The sequence below is a fragment of the Mucilaginibacter sp. SMC90 genome (genome assembly GCF_022811725.1).
GTDB lineage: Bacteria > Bacteroidota > Bacteroidia > Sphingobacteriales > Sphingobacteriaceae > Mucilaginibacter.
This window is the reverse complement of record NZ_CP094527.1, coordinates 5,042,406-5,063,257: the sequence shown is the minus strand read 5'-3', so window position 1 is coordinate 5,063,257 and position 20,852 is coordinate 5,042,406. Positions and strand designations below refer to the sequence as shown.

Below are 20,852 nucleotides of genomic sequence, written 5' to 3'. Positions count from 1 at the left end.
TTGGTTTCTAAAATACAGAAATAATTATACTACAGTTAGTTAAATAATTTATTCATTGTAAAGATTATATGAACATAACCATAATAGGCTCCGGCAACGTTGCTACACATATGGCGGCGGCGTTTAAAAATGCTGGTCACCGCATTGTTCAGGTTTATAGCCGCAATGTGCAGCATGCGGCCTTGCTGGCTTACCACGTCGGTGCTGAAGCTATTGATAACCTTGACCAAGTTAATCCCGATACCGGATTATTTGTTGTTTCGGTTAAGGACGATGCAATAGCTGCTGTTGTTAAGGCCTTGGCAATTCATGAAAAGTTAATAGTACATACATCAGGAGCAACCGATTTGAACACTTTGCTTAATTTAACTCCCAATGCCGGTGTATTTTACCCTCTTCAAACTTTTAGCAAGATAAGAGAGGTTAATTTCAGATCTGTCCCGCTCTGTCTTGAAGGGGCCAACGATAATATCCTTGCCCAGTTAAAGCAGCTCGCTTTTACTATCAGCAATAATGTATACGCGGTTGATTCGGCCCAGCGCAAAATATTGCATCTGGCAGCGGTATTCGCCTGTAATTTTCCTAACTATTTATATAGCGTTGCCCAGGACCTGCTGGCGCAAAATCAAATGGAGTTTGACCTGCTGCGTCCGCTGATTTTGGAAACAGCCCAAAAGGTACTTGAGCAGGAGCCCCGCAATGTGCAGACCGGCCCGGCTGTACGAAATGATGAAGGTACTATGGTTGCTCATATGCAGTTGTTAAGCGATATGCCTATGTTACAGGAAGTTTATACTTTATTAAGTCAGGGTATTATCAAAAACAATAAAGGGCTTACGGCACACGAGTAATTTTGTTACTTTTGCTTAAATGAACATTTATAAAATAAAGGTCAATTTCGAGGAAAAAGGGCACGAAAGTGTTGAGTTGCCAATTGCCGAAGGAGAATCTGTATTAGACGTATGCCTGGAGAATGGCATCGAACTACAGCACAATTGTGGTGGTGTTTGCGGATGCAGCACATGTCACGTTTACGTAAACAAGGGGATGGATAACATCCAGGAAATATCGGATAAGGAAGAGGATTTTATTGACAGGGCTGTTAACCCGCGTATCAACTCGCGCCTGGGTTGTCAGTGTGTGATTGTTGATGGTGACATCGAAGTCACATTGCCTGATCAGTCGCAGTTTTTAGGCCACTAATATTTGCATCGATCCGTTTAAAACATAAATAAAACGTATAACTTACAGCGTATTAGTGTAACCCCAGTTAGTACGAAAAATCAATAAAAATGAGCGACAACAAATTTGCTTTGCCAATTCATTGGAATGATTATGAAGATATTGCCATTGAACTTTATGAAAAGTTTGGTGACGATTTTGACGAATCAAAAATATACCGCATCCGTTTTACCGAACTGTTGGAGTGGGTATTGAGCCTGCCTAATTTTGCAGGTACCCGTGCCGAATCAAACGAAGGCCACCTGGAACAGATCCAGTCGGCCTGGGTATACGAGTGGCGCGATAATCAATAGTTCAATTGCAGTTTTGAGCTGTTGGTTTGCAGTTAAGCTGTAGCTTTAATAGTTGGCATAGTTTTTAGCAATTCTGCAGGCAGAAGGAAAAAGTTAAATCACCATAATGATCAATGGAATTCCGACAAAAAAGATCGGTGAAACCAATCAGTTATCGGTGAAAACAAAAAAATAATGGAATCGTTCCTGAATAAATTAAAAGATATTACTACCCTCATTTTTGATGTGGACGGTGTTTTAACCGATGGGTCTGTTTTTGTAACGGAGTCGGGAGAACAAAGTCGTGCTTTTAACATTAAAGATGGTTATGCGCTGCAGTTAGCTGTTAAATGTGGTTATAATGTTTGTGCCATATCTGGCAGCCGCTCAAAAAGTGCTATGTACCGCTTAAACAGCCTGGGGATTCAGGATGTTTATATGGGGACGCATACCAAATCGCAAAGGTTTAAGATCTACCTTGAAGAAAAAAGTATCATTGCTACCAATGTATTATACATGGGCGATGATATCCCAGACCTGGAAGTAATGAAACTTGCAGGTTTACCTGTTTGCCCTGCCGATGCCGTTGAAGAGATCAAAGCGGTTAGTGCCTATGTATCGCCTTATGGCGGTGGCAAAGGCTGTGCTCGTGATATCATCGAAAAAGTGCTCAAGGTTCAGGACAAATGGATGAGCAAGCAAGCATATAGCTGGTAGTTTTACAATAATAGATATGTCATTGCGAGGTACGAAGCAATCGCGAACTTTGCAGCTCCGCCCTGTATAGCATGCGATTGCCAGGCTATCGCTCGCAATGACATGAAAAAATAACAATTCAACATGCTCAACATCCCTCCCGTAATTCTCGCATCAAAATCGCCAAGGCGCCAGGAACTGCTCCGGCTTATGGATATTGATTTCAGGGTTGTACTTAAAGATGTTGATGAGTCGTTTCCGGAAGGCTTAACCCCACCGGAGGTTGCTTTACATATAGCCCGAAAAAAGGCTGAAGCGTTTGACGAAACAATAGGGAATGAGGTAGTGCTCACTGCCGATACCATAGTTTGCATCGATGGTCTTATACTGGGTAAGCCCGAAACCCGCGAACATGCTATTGAAATGCTGCAAAGGCTATCGGGTAGGGTGCACCAGGTAATTACCGGTGTATGTTTGCTGTATAAAGGGCGTTACAACAATTTTTTTGATCTTACCGAAGTGTTTTTCCGCAAGCTGTCGGATGCCGAGATCATCAATTATGTAGATAAATATCAGCCGCTTGATAAGGCCGGGTCTTATGGCATCCAGGAGCTGATTGGCCTGATAGGTATCGAACGGATTGAAGGCTCCTACACAAACGTTGTTGGTTTGCCTACCGAAAAGGTTTATGCACAGCTGGTAAACTTAGGTAAATAATTTTCCTGGTCGGGCAAGTACAAACTGTTTTTCCGCGCATTGCTAAATCAATCATACTTACACCCGCGAGTTTTTTCGGTATACTGAACTTCTCCGTACCCGCACTGGTTAATGTTTTTAACAATTTAATCGTCGTAACATTTTAGCTAAATATCGATACTTTTTGATAAAGCGGGTTTTACCGGCATATTTAAATAAATAATTATTTAAATTAAACCTTTGTTTCCTGCGCAGTCTAATATTTCAAATAAAGGGAGTAATTTGTCATGAGAAAAACTATTAATACAAGGCTGGTGTTTTTGCTGGTGGCCGCCTTGTCTGCTTGCAGCAGTTACAATTATTACACCGCTGCCCGTAACAAAACCGATTTATCCGCTTACCGCACATTTGCCTGGCTACCTCCTGCAACCATGACCAATAAAGCCGGCGCAGTTTTGAAAAAGGAAGTGGCTGATGAAAGAGTTAAGGATGCAGCAATTTCAGCATTGGAAAACAAAGGTTTGAAATTCAGGGAAAGCAACCCTGATCTGATGGTAAGTTATACTACAATTACCGGCAGGGGCATGAAAACTGAGTTTTATCCTGCCTACTATGGCGGCTATCCGGGCTTCGGTTTGGGTTTTGGCTGGGGTTGGGGCGGTGGCTGGGGCTATCGTGGATTTTACGGCGGCGGTTGGGGCTGGGGGTATCCTTATGGATATGGTTACGGCTATGGCGGCGGTGGTTATGCCCGGGTACCTTACAAAGAGGGTACCTTGATTATCGACATTATGGATGCCAGATCACGTAAATTGGTATGGCGTGGCTTCGGTGTTGGTGAGTTGCACAATCCGCAAAGAACTGTAAAAGAGTTGCCAAAAGTTGTTAGCGGCATTATTGAACAGTTGGAACTTAACCAGGTACAACAACAGCCTCAGGTACCAATGAAAAAAGCATAAGAAATTTGCTGATCAATTTATTGAACTAATGCAAAAATCCCTTCGGGCGCTAAACCTGAAGGGATTTTTGTTTGCGGCGCAAATCCGTTGATAGTTATGTTTATGCTATAGTATAAACTCCATTTGGTTTATGCCTGTAAAGGTTTTTGTTTACGGTATAAATGGGTAGCAGCAAATAGGAATGCTGCAACTGCTAACACAATTACCCAGGTATCGAGTGGGCAAAACGCGTCATTATCAGTCGGATCACAGGGATCCTCTAACTGGGCAAAGCAACTTAGTGCTGTTATTACAAATATCAGGGTAGTTACAAATATTTTCTTAACCATGCTCACAATATCTTTTATTATAATTTTACAAATTTACTAACCCCAACTAACTGCTTGGTTTTATTATCAATAACTTTAATTATATAAGTTCCGGGTACAAAGTTACTAATATTATTTTTCCAGTAAAGTTGGGTAATATTTACGGTTTTTAATAGCATACCACTACTGTTAGTTAGCTGAATATTATAATCTGACGAAGCGTTTGGCTGGGCAATCTTTATATTGATGCTCTCGGCTGTTGGATTGGGATAAACAGTTAACCAGTTGTTTCCTATAGTATTATTGGTGTTGGCATACATCAGCGATGCATCTTTCGAAAAAGTGATGTCGTTATTAAGATCGGTAAGTTGCAGGCGATATTTGTTAAGCCCTTTGGCAGGATTAATGTCTGTGTATTCATAGCTGCCCAGGTTATTTGATTGAATTACATCAATCTTTTGCCATGTAGTTCCGTTATCGGTGCTTTTTTGTACAGTGAAAGTAGTATAGTTAGCTTCGTTTTTTACGGTCCATTTTGTTTGGGCACCCGCCGCAATTTTAGCAGCATTGAAATCAAGCAACTGCAAAGCCAGTGCCGGATTCTGGCGCAGAACTATAGAAAAACGATCTTTACCAAATGTGGCTGCATTTCCTTTATCAATGGTGAAGTTATATAGACGGTTGTTTTTAATGTCCAGCGAATCTTTGGTAAAGCTATCTTTTAACCAAACTTCATAAATATCCGGAAGGTCTGTCAAGTCGGATAGTTTTAACTGATATGGGCCTGATGCCGTGGCATCAGCAAATAAAGGAATTACTTCTTGCTGCTTATGCGGAAAAGGACGGCGGTGAATAGTTGCTTTAACACTATCGGCCGAAAATACCGACAGGCTAACCAAAGCGCCGCTGCCGCCAAGGTCCTCAGCATCTTTTTCAATTTGAAACAGCGGGCTGATATCTTTATCAAGCGCAATTACTACTGCATCGACATTAAGGGTGTCTTTTATGAGCCTGAAACGTAACCTTGGCTCTGCATCACTGGCATCCGATTGAGGCTGCATTGTTGCAAAACTCGCCATTTTTGACGTGGATGCTAAAACAGGCCTGTCCGGCGCGCTTAAAATGGCATTCAACGAACTGTTGCTTGGCTGCACATTTGTTTTTGCCGACTCTCTGAAAGTTAGCGATTGCCCGGTTGCTGTTGCCCTTACATAAAACCCTTGTCCGGTTGCTATCATATTACTTGCAAAACCATCACTTGATATGCCCGGATTTAAGGTTGATACAGTATCTGCCGACGCGATTGTGGTTTTCTTTTGCTCGTAGGTTGAATATTGTTTGGTTGTTGGATTGTAAACCCATATTTTAAGCGGACTGCTTAATGTTGCAGCTGATTCATCAGGGAAGCCACCTCCATAAATTGATGATTTAGCTTGTGCCGATTGCCTGTTAAACTTTTCAATATTAATAGTACTTGCATAAGGATTGCCAACTAAGTTATAGCCCGAAACCTTACTACCTGTAGTATTACTGTACATCAGGGTTGAAGATTGATTGTACCAGTGTTTAACTGTTATATTGCCGGTATTTAAGGTGCCTGTAGTAGTAAAAGTGGTACCTGTTGGTATATAGGATGCAACGGTTTCTGTTGCTATATCGGCAACGGCGCGGTCTCCTCTGAAAAAGAAGAGGAATGCATTACCTACTGGCAAAGTGAATGTGCCTGTTTCGCCGTCAAATGTATAATTTGGGGCACCATTTAAATTGTTGAGCCCTCTGTAGTTTCCGCTGGTGAAGCTTGAATTTGATGAAGCAAGGTTTTCCCTGAAAAAGTATATGGTTGGGTTGTTAGCATTTGGCGAAAGATCAAAGCCGCCCGAGGTTGTTGTTGTCCCCGTTACATATGCTGAGTTTTTAAAATAATTAACAGTGAAAATACCTGACCCATTGTTAACCGGTGAGGTTAACAGGCGATAGCCCCTTTTTGACGCACCGCCGGCAATGTACCTTTCAACACTGAAATTACCCGTAATACTTAAGCCCGAAGGAATTGCAGCTACCGTAGCCGATTGCGTTGCCAGGCTTTTCAATGTAACAGTAGCCGGCGAACTAACAATAAGATTGCCGCTGCTCATGGTTAGTACGTTATACAGATCAAGCTTGCCTGTAGTTACAGTTACATTGCCGCCGGTGGCTGTGTTGCTCACCGTCATGTTACCTAACTGCGACGAGTTTGCCGTGCCTGAACCGGTAAATGACTGATTGGTATTTGGTGATGCGCCGTTCCAGGTAATACCGGAAGCATTGAAATTAGCACCTGTGCCCATTGTTAAAATGCCGCCTGCACTATTAAATATATTACAGCCAACATTTAAAGTAAAGCCGCCGAGATCAAGTTTAGCGCCGCTGTTGACAGTAAGTGTGTAAGCGCTTTTATTGGCTGTTAAAACCGGGTAGAAACCTGTTGAAGCGGTGCCGATGATAATTGCTTCGGTACCATCCAATTTAGGTGCCTGACCGGCTATGCCTGTTGAAGTATTTGTCCAGTTGTTATCCGTACCAACCGCGGTAGTACCGGCTGCACCCGTCCAGGTATAGGTTTGCATTGTTGGGGTTACTATGGCCGTATTTTGAGTACAACCATTTACAGTTGTAGTAAGGGTATAATTTGTAGTAGTAGCCTTGCTGAAAGTAACCGGGTTGCCGCTGCCTGTAAGGCTGGTATTGGCATTGTCAACCCAGCTGTAAGTAGCGCCTGTCATAGTTTGTGCTGTTATAATTAACGGATTATTTGCACAATACCCCGCCGAGAACTTATACAGGTTCATATCATTTGATGCGGCTTCAGTAGCCGAAAGCTCGTGGTTGTAAATAGCTACGTCGTCAAGCACGCCAACAAAGTAATCATTTGCCGGGCGGCTTGGCCAGCCTTGAAGGTTATCGCCCCCTATACGCCAAAACTCATTAATTTGTTGTGGAACAGTATAAGTGTTGGTTGATGCCTGTAATGTTCCATCCACATAAATACGCATGCCGTTGGTTGGGCCATTGGTAACAATAACATGGTGCCATAAGCCGTCATTATAGGCTTTGGTAGTATTGATAGTTACTACACCGTTGTTGTATACGCCATAATAAAGCAGGCCCGCATCATTCATGTACAGGTTGCGGTCTTGAGTGGCGTTACTGCCTGTTTGATTACCGCCTATACCTATAAGCTTCCCGCCCGCAACAGTTGTTTTAAACCAAATGCTATAGCTAAATACCAGCGGAACGTATTGTGTAGTGGTTGATATGTATTGAGGGCTTGCGTTAGTTCCGTTAAAGCTATAGGCCCCATTGGCCAAACCGTTCCTGTCGGCAACAGTTGTAGGCAGGGTTGTACCCTGTAATGTACCGGTGTTGGTTAAACCCGACCAATCAGTTAAACTGCCATTTTCAAATGGATAGCTCAGCATCGGGCTGTTGATAGAGGATGATGCTTTTGGATTTACTGTAACCGTAACCGGTGTACGCACGCTGGTTACCGTGCCTGCTGTTGAAGAAACATAAAAAGTGGTAGTTCCGCCAACAAACGGCGTATAACTTGTTGAAGTACTGCTTTGTAAAGCGGTTGTTGTTGTGTTATTTATATACCAGTTATAGGTAACGCCTGGAGTTGCACCTGTTACTGAAAGCGTTGCAGTACCGGCACCGCACAGTGTAGTGCCGCTTACAACCGGCCCGGCTATGCCAACCACTACGGTTTGGGTAGTCGTGCTTGAGCATGAACCCTTACTAACCGTAAGGCTCACCGTTTTAGTGCCTGTTGTAGCCCAGATAACGTTGTATGAGGTTTGTGTAGTACCCGTTGCTACACCACCGTCAAATGACAATGTATAAGTTGCAGAAGCATCATAAGTACTGGTAAGGGTAACGGTAGAACTCCCTGTAGCAACCGCAACCGGCGATGTTGCCGTAAAAGAATTGCCCGGTATGCTGGTTACCGTTGGAGTATAAGTAGCAACCGACGAACAGCCGCCAGGGCCGCCTGTTACAGTTAAGGTATATGCACCTGCTGTTGCGCTTGAAAATACACCAGGATTACCTGAAGCGGTGCCGCCTCCGGGGCTTGTCCAGCTATAGGTGGCACCGGTAATTGTTGGGGCATAAATGCTGATAGGGCTTCCTGCGCAAACGGCTGTGTAGCTACCTATCTGGTTTACATCATTTAAAGCGGATACTGCCGACGATGATAGCTCTGTGTTGTACACTGCTACATCGTCAATTGTGCCTGAAAAGTACTTGCTTGTTGGAACTGATGGCCATGAACCGCCCAGATCATCGAAACCTATTTTCCAGTAACCGCTTCTTGTTTCGGCCGCGTAGTAGGCTAAAGTACTAACAGAACTATTATCTACATACATTACTATGCCCGATGTTGTTCCGAAGGTAACAACCACATGGTGCCAGTTGCCATCGTTGTAACTTAAAGGGGAGGCCACTGTGCGTGTGGCTCCATTGTAAACGCCAAATATTAACTGGCCGCTGTTGGTCATATAAAGGTGACGGTCATATCCGCCTGACGCAGCAACACTTTGTCCGTCGCTAAAGCTTATCAGCTTTCCGCCAGATGTTGTTGTGGTTTTAAACCACATGCTTATGGTAAAAGTTTGCGGACCGGCAATTTGCGTTGTTGATGTCATCCACTGAGAAGTGCCGTTAAAGCTGTATGCGCTATTGGCAAATCCATACCTGTCTGTAGTTAAAGAAGGCGAGCCCTGCGGTATCCCATCATTTTGATTCCCGGAAACATCTTTTGTATTGTTGCTGAATGAATATGAAATTGCAGCATTACTTAAGGGCGAACTTACTACCGGGTTAATAGTAGCGGTTACTGCTATCCGGCTGCTTTCGCTGCCACCCGAGTTATAAGTTACATAAAATGTAGTGGTGGTTACTATTGATGGTGAATAAGAAGTACCGGTAGCTACAGCGGTTCCGCCGGTTGCAGCGGTATACCACTTGTAAGTGCCACCTGACGGCGACCCGCCTGATGCTGTTAGCGTTACCTGCCCGGCACCGCAACGTGATACTGCGGCGGCTGTAGGCGGAGCCACATTAGTGAACGATACAATGTTATTGCCCGTTGTTGAATTATTTGTATATCCGTTATAAGTAGGGTTGGTATAATCGGTTGTTCTGATTTGAACCGCGCCGGTTTGTGTATAAGTATTGTATGGAGGCGGGTTCCCATAATTTAAAGATGAAAGCACGTCCACCACTAAAAAATAGTCGGCCACACGGGTTAAGGAGCCGTCGGCATTTCCTGAGCTGTAATTTGGATCGCCTGAACCTGAATTAATAGATGCAGACTGCATGGTGGGGCTGTTTATATTTACTGTTGCCAGCAATGAATTATCGCCGGTAGTGGTGTAGGTATCGTCTATTGATTTATATAAACGCCCGTTAGTAAAAAATGCATTAATGTTAGTACTGCCTGAAGGGGTAATGCCGAAGTTTATGTCTGCAAATGTATAGGTACCCCTTGTGTTTATTTGAATGCCCGAAGTAACTACGTTTGTTTGGCCAGCGTAAAATGAAGGCTGGGTGATACCGTTGGCAGTAGAACTCACACTTGTAACGCTCATTCTGCGTGTATATAATTTTACGTTGTCCCAATAAAAATTATTACCACTGGGTCTTAGATCAGTTGTAGCAAATATGGTGTAAGCGTAAGTATTGGAGCTGCTTAATGTTTGTGTAGTATTGATGAGCGTAGTAGCCTCTGTGTTTGAGCCTGAAACGGGATTAGCCCAAACCTGCCATTTGCCTGTGTTTAACCTTTGTACTTTTATCGTCCAGATTACATTGTTGGTGATAGGAAATGTAATTAAATCCCGAATATCATTTTGATTGTTTCTGTAACGGAGGATCATGTTTGACCCTACATGTGTAATATAAAACCCCTGGATAGTTTGAGATGTTTGGTCATAGGTACTGGCACTTAACCAATATTGCCATGCCGCATCCCCATTGCTTACAGGTCCTGCTCTTAAACTATTGTCATAAGGTTCAATGGGCGATGTGGACGAGTTGTTTTTGTACAGAAAAGTCCATTCGTAGTCGTAATTATTAAGATTCCTGTCGAGGGTGGGAGCGATAATTGAACCGTATATGTTGTTTTTTTGATTAACGCCGTTAATAGAAGTTAATGCTATGGTGTTATTGAATGATGTACTTGTAGTTGAAGTGAGTTGAATAGTTTTATTTGCTGCTCCTTGTACATACCCAACGCTACCGATGTTGCCATCGTCATAAGGATTATAATAAAACTGGTTTGCAGCAGTAAATTGTACCTCCTGGGCCGTAACGGTGTTAAACAGGCATAGCAGGTACCCGGCAAACAAAACTCGGAGTAATTGTGTTTTCAAACTAATAGGTTTTAGGAAGCAAATTGCAATAATGATGCTAATTCAATAAAATTGGCATGAAACTACAATATTTCACTCAATAAGGCACTTACGTTGTAAATGGCTGCATAGATTTAAGATTTTATTGAAAAAATGAAAATTAAACTGTGGTTAATTAATAATTATTATTTGCCCATAGTGGGGAATAATTTCCACCAACGTTTTAATCAATAAGCATGTTGTTAACTTATAGGCGCAGATAGCTTATAATGGGGAAATCAAAAAAAAATCTTAAATATTCCTGTTTGGAGTGAGTTTTCTTCTTTTTTTAAAAGCTACAGAAGCATTATCATGAATAACAGTGATTGTACCATTAAGATATGGTACTTTTTGACGGTAAGAAAATGAAGATGTTTTTGAAATTACACCAGGTATTTCCATCTTGAATAACGGAAATACCTGATATAGTTTACTTTATTTAACTTTTTGGATGTTGTTGCCGCGGTTAAGATCGGGCAGGGTGGCATCAGGATCAACGGTTACTGATTCGGCTTCCTGTGTTGTAGGCAATGTGTAAGTGATTTTACTGGATTGAAGCCAGGTTTCTACCGGCAGGTAAAAGCGTTTTTTGCTGCCATCTTTAAATTTTACTTCAACAGTAAATGGCATCGGCAATTGCTCTTTGTTCACTACGTTGATGGTGATGCCTTTTGATGCGTCCTTTCCGGCATATTTTGCGTCAATTAGGGCTATATCAACCAGCCAGTTATTGTAAAACCAGCCTTTCCAAAACCAGGAAAGGTCTTCGCCCGCGCCGTTCTCCATCGAGCGGAAAAAGTCATCGGGTTGCGGGTGTTTATAAGCCCATTGGTTAATGTAGTTTTTAAAGGCATAGTCAAACCTGTCTTTCCCCAAAATCTGTTCGCGCAGCAATACCAGTCCAAATGCCGGCTTATAATAAGTAAGGGGATGACGATATTTTTCAGGGATGGCATCAGGAGCCGTCATGATACTTGGCGATTGCGGGTCAAGCAGTGAAGGGATGATCTCATCGGCAGGATTGCCACCGCCGGGCGCATATTCACTGTCGCGTTTGGGCGCATATTCACCTTTATTGAATGCATCAGACGCATAAATGTCGATAAAGGTGTTCAAGCCTTCATCCATCCATGCATAACGGCGCTCGTTTGAACCCACAATCATCGGAAACCAGTTATGGCCTATCTCGTGTGCCGTTACCCAGTAAAGTACACTGCCTTTATCTGTAATGCCGTCAAATACAATGCCGGGGTATTCCATTCCCCCTGCAATACCTGCCTCGTTAATAGCAACAGGATAAGGGTACACAAACCATTTTTCCGAAAAATATTCTATTGATTTTTTGAGGTATTCGGTAGCCCGGCCCCAGGCGTCATTGCCATAACTTTCGGCAGGATAAACGCTCATCGCCAATGATTTTTTACCGCCGGGGAGATTAACCCTTGCAGCATCCCATATGTAAGCTTTTGATGCACCAAAGGCAACATCGCGGGTGTTAAGCATTTTAAAGTGCCAGGTAAGTGTGCCCTTGTTAACCGGGCGGCTGGCCGGATCATTTACCTCGGCCAAATCACGGATCATGATGGTTTTATCACTGTTGCGGGCCTGGTCCAGGCGGGCTGCTTGTGTAGCGGTCAACACTTCTTTTGGGTTAAGCAATTCGCCCGATCCGGCAACGATCATATCCCATGGCACGGTTACCTGGTAATCGATATCACCATAATCTAAATAAAACTCACCACTGCCTAAAAACGGAAGTGTGTCCCAGCCATGGCTGTCGTCATAAACGCACATCCGCGGAAACCATTGGGCAATTTCATAGATCTTGCCATTTTTGGTATCGCAATAGTCGGTACGGGCCCCAAAATCGCCAGGAATAGTATAATGATATTTGATGCGTAACTTTATATTCCCTTTTTGCAGCGGACGCGTAAGGCGCACCTGCATTCGGGCGTCGGTAACTACAAATGGCACCGCTTTAACCACATCGCCATAATCAACCGATACAGATTCTATCTGGTAGCCACTTGTATGCTGGTTGGCAGCCGGCGAATGGTCGGTGAAAAAGTTGGAGCGGGCATCCTGTTTATAGGTGTTTTGGTCAAGCTGCAGCCATAGATAAGGCAAGTTATCCGGACTGTTATTGGTATAGTTGATCTCCTCGGTACCGCTGATGGTTTTGCTTACAGTATCAAGGGTAACTTTCAGGTTATAATCGGCACGGTTTTGCCAGTACCTCGCTCCGGGAGCACCGTTAGCCGAATGGAAATCGTTACCTTTTTCGGTATAGAACATAGGCGAAAATGCCTCTGCCGGATTATAGTTTGATGAGGTATCGTTAGGGTTGAGTTTTCTTTTTTGCGCCGACGCGCTAAATGCTAAAACCGACAATAAACCAATGCCGATAAATCTTAATTTCATGCTGTGTAATTAAGCGCCCAATATACAAAGGATGCCCGGAAAATTTGATTTATGGGATAACTTAAGGTAGATATTTACTTAAAGGCGTCATAAAAAAACTATTTTAGTACCTATAAAAGCTAAACTTGCACTTCCCTGTAAATATACCTTTAGGCAACTCCTCTATTCCCGTACATTTTATTTGCGAGACACTCTCGTACTTTTTGGGGTACCAGTATTATGCCTGGTTACGTAAACACACCGCTGATAAGATCAGTACCGACCATCGGCTTATTATTTTTATCGGGGCCGCCGCAGGTGCATTTACCGGTTCGCATCTGGTGGGGATCTTTGAAAACCCGACACTACTACTCTCTCATTTCAATATTCTCTATTTTATGGGTAATAAAACAATTGTGGGCGGCATGCTTGGTGGGTTGATAGGGGTTGAACTTACCAAAAAGCAGCTGGGTGTAAAGGTTTCATCGGGCGATTTGATGGTTTATCCGCTTATTTTGGCAATGATCATCGGCCGTACCGGTTGTTTCTTAGCCGGGTTGGAAGACGGGACTTACGGTATAGCTTCCAATCTGCCATGGGCCATAAATTTTGGTGATGGCATCCGCAGGCATCCTACTAATCTTTATGAAATAGTATTCTGGCTGATGCTCTGGATCGCCCTGAAACTCATTGAACGTAAGCGCAGTTTTGCTGATGGCGCAAAATTTAAAGTATTTATGTCAAGCTATCTTGTTTTCAGGCTCCTGGTTGAATTTATTAAGCCCGATTATTTTTTCAGTTTTGGCTTGTCGGTAATTCAGTTAGTTTCTATCGCGGGTATTTTGTATTATTATAAAGTATTTTTATCTCCTAAAAAACTGCTTATAAACCATGCCTGAACGCCCGTATATTTATTATGATTTTACGCTAAGTATTTGTTCAACTTGTTTACGCAGGGTTGATGCTAAGATTGTTTTTGAGGATGAAAAGGTTTACATGCTTAAAAACTGCCGTCAACATGGGTTTGAAAAGGTATTGATCGCCACTGACGTGGAATACTATAAAAACTGTCGTAATTATGCCAAGCGAAGCGAAATGCCGCTTAAATTCAACGCCAAAACGCATTATGGCTGCCCTTATGATTGCGGCCTTTGCCAGGATCATGAACAGCACTCGTGTCTTACAGTTGTGGAAGTAACAGACCGTTGTAATTTAAGCTGCCCAACATGTTACGCCATGTCATCACCAACGTATGGCAGGCACCGCACATTAGCCGAGATTGAACAAATGCTGGATGTTGTAGTGGCCAATGAAGGGCAGCCCGACGTAGTACAGATCAGCGGGGGAGAACCTACCGTACATCCCCAGTTTTTCGAGATCCTGGATATTGCCAAAACAAAGCCTATTAAACACCTGATGGTGAATACCAATGGCATTCGCATAGCCAAGGATGAGAATTTTGTAAAGCGCCTGGCAACTTACATGCCCGATTTTGAGATCTACCTGCAATTTGATTCATTTAAGAAAGAAGCATTGGAGCAGCTACGAGGCGAAGATTTGCGCGAGGTAAGGCAAAAAGCCATCGAAAATCTTAACAAATACAATCTGTCAACAACGCTGGTGGTTACTTTGCAAAAAGGCTTAAATACGGATGAGTTGGGGACGATAATAGAATACGCGCTGAAGCAGCCCTGCGTACGCGGGGTAACTTTCCAGCCTACGCAACAAGCCGGGCGTTTAGAGAACTTTAATGAACAAACCGATAGGTACACGTTAACCGAAGTGCGCAGCGCTATACTGGAGCAAACTAATATTTTTAATAAAAACGACCTGATCCCGGTGCCTTGTAACCCGGATGCCCTGGTGATGGGGTATGCCCTTAAATTGGGGGGTGAGGTGATCCCGCTAACGCGGATGATCAATCCCGATGACCTGTTGGATAATTCAAAGAATACCATTGTTTATGAAAACGACGAACGTTTGAAGGGGCATTTACTCAATATGTTCAGTACCGGTAATTCGGTTGATAAGGCTAAAGAGCATTTACATTCGCTGCTGTGCTGTTTGCCGGAAATTGATGCACCAGGTTTAAGCTATGATAACCTGTTCAGGGTGATCATTATGCAATTTATCGACGCGCAAAACTTTGATGTGCGCGCTATTAAAAAATCATGCGTGCATATCGTAAATAAAGACATGCAGATCATCCCTTTTGAAACCATGAATATTTTTTACAGGGATGATAAACGGGAATACCTGGAGCAATTGAGAGGAGAAATTTTTGTATGATGGACGACAATAACACACCCCAAAATGTGCGCAATGAAAATCAGGACAAATTCCCTGGCAATGAAAATAAAAAGTCTCCTGCAATGAAAATAGTGGGATACAATTTGTTAGTACTTGCTGTTTACACCATTATTTGTGCAATTACGAATAAAGATGGCGGGGTTATTTTTGATATGTTTTTTATTGGCATCCAGTTTTTTGCCTGTATAATATTTGCTATTATAAATAGAAGCTGGGTGTGGCTATTAAGCGCTATTATGGTTTTAATTATCGGTTTTTCGACATGTGTAGGTATGCTGAATTTCAGCGGACTTTAATAGTCTACGCCAACATTCCCGCTAAAACCCCTTCTTTTAATGAATTAGTACACATGCTCACTTTATGAATATCCAAAGCATGCATAATAAAACGTGTAACAAGGGAGGCAGCTACGATCATATCTACCCGTACGGGGATAATGCCCGGATTGCCGGCACGCTCTTTATGGCTTGAAAAGATGAGCTTATTGGTGATAGTTAATAAATCTTCCTCATCAAAATCATAGTGCTGAATACTCTTTAAGTCAAAGGGTTTAGCTTTTTCGGTTTCTATCAACCCTGCAAAGGTTTCGAATGAGCCTGATGAACCAACGAGGGTGTCAATTTCGGCATCGGCAGTGGCGATAAACAGGTCGTTCAGGCTGTCTTCCAGGTATAAGTTAAGGGCTTCGATGGATGCCGGAGGGATGGGGTCAGTATGGTGAAACCGGTCCATTAGCCGGGCTGCACCCACTTCAAAGCTTTGTTTCCAGATAATGTTATCGGTATTGCCTAAAATAAATTCCACACTGCCGCCGCCAATATCCATAATAAGTGAGTTTTTGGCCGACAGGCATCCGCTTAATTTTACGCCATTATAAATAAAGTCCGCTTCCTGCTCTCCGTTAATGATCTCGATAGCGATTCCCGTTTGGGCTTCAACCTCTTTAATAAAATCTTTACCGTTTGAAGCACTTCGCAAGGCCGAGGTAGCTATAGCCCTTACATCGGTAGCGTTATTGGCTTTAATGAGTTCATGAAAGCGTTGCATGGTATTTACGCCGCGCTGAAAGGCCTCGGGTAAAATATGACCTTTGTTAATGCCCCCTTCGCCTAACTTAACGGCTTCAGTAATGTGCACAATTTCATGATAATTATGGATATCACCTTCTACAATTAGTAAATGAAAAGTATTGGTACCCAAATCCATTACAGCAACGCGTTTACTCATATGGCTAAAATAAACCTTTTGAGCCTAAAGCTGAAGGCTTAAAGCAAAAAGCTTTGTTAAGCGGAAAGCCCAGAATCTAAAGCAAAAACGCTTGAGTTGCTTTTAGCTTACCTATTCTTTATAAAAAAACCACTTCGCCAATTCTTTATAGCTTGCTTTTTTACCGTACATCAATATACCCACACGATAGATCCGCGCAGCAACATAGGTGGTAAACAGAAAACCGATCACCATCATACACATCGACAACGCAACCTGCCAACCAGGCGGATCAAACGGGAGACGAACCATCATGGCTACCGGTGCTGTAAACGGAATGATGGAAAGCCATACCGCCAACGGACTATCCGGTGCGCGAAACAACACTGATACTGATAAAAAATAAGTGAACAGCAATGGAAGAGTAATGGGAAACATAAACTGCTGGGTTTCTGTTTCGCTGTCAACTGCCGAGCCTACAGCCGCAAAAAGTGCAGCATATAAAAGGTAACCGCTTAAAAAATAAAATATAAAACAGCACATTATATACCCAAAGGGAATAGTTTGCAGTACTGCAAGTGCACTTACCATAGGGCTTGTTGGCGAGTTTAAAGAGTGTCCCGCAATTTTGGTAGATATGATGGATAAAATTATCCAGGCGCTGAACTGAGTTAATCCCACCAGGCCAACACCGATGATCTTGCCCAGCATGAGTTGAAATGGTTTTACCGATGATATCACTACCTCAATAATGCGGCTGGTTTTTTCTTCAATAACACCGCGCATTACCTGTCCGCCATATATAAACAACGATATGTAAATAATTATAGCACAGGCGATTCCAATTAAAATGTTAGCGCCAATGTTAGCACTTTTATCTCCTTTATCTGAAATTTCAATAGCATTTACCGATATATTGGCTCTTTTAATGTTACTCAGAAGTGCAGTATCGATATGATGCTTAACAAGGTTGTTTGAAAAAGCGATATCACTGATCTGTTTCTCAATTTCTTCAGAAAGGGGGATAGACGCTTTCTTTTTCGAAAAGATCTGTACCGAATCTTTCTGCATATAATTTACAGGAATATATAAAATAGAGATTCCCTCACTGTCCTTCAGCAGTTGTTTTGATGACTTAAGATCGGTAAGAGCATATGTGAATTTTACATTAGTAACATCATGAAACTTATTTACGAAATCGCCGCTTTTATCAATAACATTAACTGTTTGTAAGCTGGATAATTTATCGCTGTTCTCGGCAACCATTTTTATAACCACGCCCATGATAAATATCAGCAGCGGCACCACGAAAATCATGATGATGAACGATTTTTTACGCACACGGGTAAGATACTCGCGCTGTATAATGAGTAGTACTTTATTCATGGTTGGTAGAGTTTAGGTTAACTTTTTCAATGAAGATCTCATGCATGCTCGGAATAACTTCCTGCAGCATGTTTACCCGTACTTTGGGGATCAGGTATTGTAACACATCATTAGAGTCATATCCGTTGGTCAGTTTTATTTTGATAGTATGACTGCCGTCATCACCACCAGTCTCATTTACCAGTTCAAACGGCTGGGTACCATCAAGTACAATTTGTTCACCTGCATATTCAATAAAATAAGTGTCGTTACGGTAGGAATTGCGAATGTGTTTAACCTTACCATCCAATATTTTGTGCGATTTATTGATAAGCGCTATGGCGTCGCAGAGTTCCTCGACAGATTCCATGCGGTGGGTGGAGAACAGGATGGTTGCGCCCTTTTTATTCAACTCCAGGATCTCGTCTTTGATCTGTTCGGCGTTCACTGGGTCAAATCCGCTAAAAGGCTCGTCTAAAATTATCAGATCGGGTTCGTGTAAAACAGTTGCCACAAATTGAGCTTTTTGCTGCATACCCTTTGATAGTTCTTCTATCTTCTTTTTCCACCAGGTTTCCATTTCCAATTTTTCGAACCAGAACTTAAGGCGTTTTTGAGCTTCAGCACGGCTTAAGCCTTTTAAACGGGCCAGGTAGATCATTTGCTCACCTATCTCCATTTTTTTGTACAGGCCGCGCTCTTCGGGGAGGTAACCGATGCGGTCGATATGTGACTGGTTGAGCTTTTGACCATTGAAATAGATCTCGCCCGAATCTGGTGCAGTGATTTGGTTAACAATACGGATAAGCGAAGTTTTGCCGGCACCATTAGGGCCAAGCAGGCCGAAGATCTGCCCGCTTTCAACTTCTAAACTTACATCGCTTAAAGCCCGGTGACCGGCGTACTGTTTAACAATGTTGCGGATGCTTAGCATTTATCAAGGTTTATGTAGATTTTTTGCTTGTTAGATAAAGTTAAGCAAAAAAAGTTACAGGCCCGGTTTATCATATGGCGGCCAGTCGGGTTTGTCCATTTCGTAAAATGGTTTTTGCCACTGCTGACTATTAAGCATATTTAGAGCTGTTATTGCAATATAAATTCCGGTTGACGGAACAATCAGGTATATGAGCCCTATGTAGCGGAAATAGAGAATATAACTGGATGTTCCGATAAGGGGTAGTATCATCGGCACAGCCGTGTAAAAGAGTATGATAAATAGTTCGCTCAGCGCAAAAAGCAATATTGGCAACTTGAACACCGTAGGGCGTAACAACGAGGCCATAATCACAAGGCATATTATTATCAGGAAGTTGATAGCTCCATGTATCTGGTAAAATATTATTAATGATTCTCTATTGATTTGAAAAGTGGCAATCGCCGTGTTTACTAAACCTGATACTACGCTGTAGATCATATAAATAATGAACAGGTTAACTATAAAAGGTTTTTCGGTAGTATATTTTAAAATACCTATCACAAATATCATCAGCCATGCAAAAGAAACAACGGGCATAAATGAAAGCAAAGGTCTTACTACATCTGGCACTGTAAACGAAATAGTTTGCATGGCGTATAGGAGTATCAGAGCCAACATACTAATAGCACAAGCAGCAATGGTGAGGTAAGCGGTATCACGCGTAGGTTTCATAAGCAGGATAGGTTTAAATTATTAAATATTACAATTAGCCTAAAGGTAATAAGGCAACACTGTTTATTGTAATAAAAAAACGGCGTGATTGTTTTGATACAAAATACACCGTTTGTTATAAAACTGGTGATAGTTTATTTCAGTTGCCTCAGGCTAAACCTCAATGTTTCAATGGCCTCTTTTTGTCTTGAAATAATCACGTACATATAGCCCTTATAAATAATGGTATGGGGATAACCATATTGTCCGCCTTTCCATAAACCTTCTTTCTTAAGATGATACAATTCGTTAGTTATAATATAGTTTTTATCAAAGCTTTTACCATCTTTTGATAGGGAGAGTACCAACGGGTTACGGTCATAATGGTGCAGGGTATCCGGGATGCCTACGTAATAAAAACGTTTATCCGGTAACCTGCCAAAGTGGAATTTACTGTCGTTATCCGAAAAAGGAGCCTCTGCCGGCCGCGACCAACTGCCGCCATTATCTTTGCTTTCGGTTAACCATAAGTGGCCTTTCCAGCCTTTGCCGGTTACCCTTAAAAGCATGTGCAGTACATTATCATCTGTCTGAAAAAATGAACCTTCGCAAAGTGGCGGCAAGCCTGATTTTGCCGCCGGGGCATAAAACATAGCCGGGTTATCCTGCTGATAAAGCGAATCCGGATAAAAGCTGCTCAGCTTCCAGCCCGAAAGCCCGCGAGGATCGTCTGTATAAGGGAATGTGAAATTACCGCTAATGATCAATCTCCCGCTGTTTGTCATTTCCGGGCCATGGTTAGGCACAACAGGTAAGTGCATATCAAGCGGTTCGCTCCAATGTTCGCCGTCGGTACTGGTTTTAGCCCATAAGTGAGTGTTTTGACGGTGTTTGTCGTAGTCGCCATAATAGGCTACTAAAGTCCCTTTATATTGATAAAACCCGGCGGCAGTAAGTACGGTAAGCGTATCATTGATTTTGCCGGGAGATGCTAATACTTTCAGTGGCGACCAGTGTTTAAAATCTTTAGAAATGGCATAAACAACTCTTTGCCCCGGCGAATCCTCATCTGTCATCCCATCGCTCCAGATAGCCACAAAGCGGTCTTTAAAATGAATAATGGACGCATGATGATTATACAGCCATTCTTTATCGGGCGAGTAGACCATTGATCGCTCAATATTTAGCTTGGGTACGCCAGTTTCGGTTTGGTAGTTGTTGCTGATGGGAACAGTTTGCGCATTACTATTAACAGCAGATAGAAAAAGACTGATAGCAAAAAGTAGCTTGAGTTTTGCAGACATGATCCTAATTAACACAATTTATCCGGTTAGTGAAAA

At 42.5% G+C, this 20,852-nt stretch carries 17 protein-coding genes; 9 read left to right on the top strand and 8 right to left on the bottom strand.

Going from position 1 to position 20,852, the window contains the following annotated elements; all coding sequences use genetic code 11:
• Positions 1-68 precede the first annotated feature (68 nt).
• From MTO98_RS21160 to MTO98_RS21135, 6 genes are all read left to right on the top strand, one after another.
• Positions 69-851, top strand: coding sequence for a Rossmann-like and DUF2520 domain-containing protein (locus MTO98_RS21160; RefSeq protein WP_243480974.1), 783 nt, complete (start codon positions 69-71; stop codon positions 849-851).
• Positions 852-870: 19 nt separating this feature from the next.
• On the top strand, positions 871-1,203 hold the full coding sequence (locus tag MTO98_RS21155; RefSeq protein WP_091211301.1) for a 2Fe-2S iron-sulfur cluster-binding protein: 333 nt from the start codon (positions 871-873) through the stop codon (positions 1,201-1,203).
• 89 nt (positions 1,204-1,292) lie between these two features.
• Positions 1,293-1,535, top strand: coding sequence for a Fe-S cluster assembly protein IscX (gene iscX, locus MTO98_RS21150; RefSeq protein WP_090524422.1), 243 nt, complete (start codon positions 1,293-1,295; stop codon positions 1,533-1,535).
• A gap of 174 nt (positions 1,536-1,709) precedes the next feature.
• Complete coding sequence (locus MTO98_RS21145; protein ID WP_091211302.1) at positions 1,710-2,231, top strand: HAD family hydrolase; 522 nt, start codon at positions 1,710-1,712, stop codon at positions 2,229-2,231.
• Positions 2,232-2,354: 123 nt separating this feature from the next.
• A complete protein-coding gene (locus tag MTO98_RS21140; RefSeq protein ID WP_243480973.1) occupies positions 2,355-2,927 on the top strand; it encodes a nucleoside triphosphate pyrophosphatase in 573 nt (190 codons plus the stop codon).
• A 266-nt stretch (positions 2,928-3,193) separates the two neighbouring features.
• Positions 3,194-3,865, top strand: coding sequence for a DUF4136 domain-containing protein (locus tag MTO98_RS21135; protein ID WP_243480972.1), 672 nt, complete (start codon positions 3,194-3,196; stop codon positions 3,863-3,865).
• Between the two features lie 128 nt (positions 3,866-3,993).
• Here MTO98_RS21135 and MTO98_RS21130 read toward each other — a convergent pair whose 3' ends face one another.
• The 3 genes from MTO98_RS21130 to MTO98_RS21120 form a co-directional block, all read right to left on the bottom strand.
• Entirely contained in the window at positions 3,994-4,194 is a 201-nt protein-coding gene (locus tag MTO98_RS21130) for a hypothetical protein (protein ID WP_243480971.1), read from the bottom strand.
• Positions 4,195-4,211: 17 nt separating this feature from the next.
• Complete coding sequence (locus tag MTO98_RS21125; protein ID WP_243480970.1) at positions 4,212-10,586, bottom strand: LamG-like jellyroll fold domain-containing protein; 6,375 nt, start codon at positions 10,584-10,586, stop codon at positions 4,212-4,214.
• A gap of 453 nt (positions 10,587-11,039) precedes the next feature.
• Complete coding sequence (locus tag MTO98_RS21120) at positions 11,040-13,025, bottom strand: M1 family metallopeptidase (protein ID WP_243480969.1); 1,986 nt, start codon at positions 13,023-13,025, stop codon at positions 11,040-11,042.
• Between the two features lie 125 nt (positions 13,026-13,150).
• Here MTO98_RS21120 and MTO98_RS21115 point away from each other — a divergent pair, with 125 nt between their 5' ends.
• From MTO98_RS21115 to MTO98_RS21105, 3 genes are read left to right on the top strand one after another with little or no spacing between them, the layout of a single operon-like run.
• Positions 13,151-13,903, top strand: coding sequence for a prolipoprotein diacylglyceryl transferase (locus MTO98_RS21115; RefSeq protein WP_243480968.1), 753 nt, complete (start codon positions 13,151-13,153; stop codon positions 13,901-13,903).
• Complete coding sequence (locus MTO98_RS21110; protein ID WP_243480967.1) at positions 13,896-15,293, top strand: radical SAM protein; 1,398 nt, start codon at positions 13,896-13,898, stop codon at positions 15,291-15,293. The genes MTO98_RS21115 and MTO98_RS21110 overlap by 8 nt, the downstream gene beginning before the upstream one ends.
• Positions 15,290-15,610 carry a hypothetical protein gene (locus MTO98_RS21105; RefSeq protein WP_243480966.1) on the top strand — a complete coding sequence of 107 codons (321 nt, stop codon included), beginning with the start codon at positions 15,290-15,292 and terminating at the stop codon, positions 15,608-15,610. The genes MTO98_RS21110 and MTO98_RS21105 overlap by 4 nt, the downstream gene beginning before the upstream one ends.
• Positions 15,611-15,614: 4 nt before the next feature.
• Here MTO98_RS21105 and MTO98_RS21100 read toward each other — a convergent pair whose 3' ends face one another.
• The 5 genes from MTO98_RS21100 to MTO98_RS21080 form a co-directional block, all read right to left on the bottom strand.
• Positions 15,615-16,541, bottom strand: a complete 927-nt coding sequence (locus tag MTO98_RS21100) for a Ppx/GppA phosphatase family protein (RefSeq protein WP_243480965.1) — start codon at positions 16,539-16,541, stop codon at positions 15,615-15,617.
• 111 nt (positions 16,542-16,652) lie between these two features.
• On the bottom strand, positions 16,653-17,906 hold the full coding sequence (locus MTO98_RS21095; protein ID WP_243480964.1) for an ABC transporter permease: 1,254 nt from the start codon (positions 17,904-17,906) through the stop codon (positions 16,653-16,655).
• Positions 17,899-18,819: an ABC transporter ATP-binding protein gene (locus tag MTO98_RS21090; RefSeq protein WP_243480963.1), complete on the bottom strand. Its 921-nt coding sequence runs from the start codon at positions 18,817-18,819 to the stop codon at positions 17,899-17,901. Before MTO98_RS21090 ends, MTO98_RS21095 begins: the two co-directional genes overlap by 8 nt.
• Before the next feature lie 54 nt (positions 18,820-18,873).
• On the bottom strand, positions 18,874-19,533 hold the full coding sequence (locus MTO98_RS21085) for a hypothetical protein (RefSeq protein WP_243480962.1): 660 nt from the start codon (positions 19,531-19,533) through the stop codon (positions 18,874-18,876).
• A 134-nt stretch (positions 19,534-19,667) separates the two neighbouring features.
• A complete protein-coding gene (locus MTO98_RS21080; RefSeq protein WP_243480961.1) occupies positions 19,668-20,816 on the bottom strand; it encodes an exo-alpha-sialidase in 1,149 nt (382 codons plus the stop codon).
• Positions 20,817-20,852: the final 36 nt, after the last annotated feature.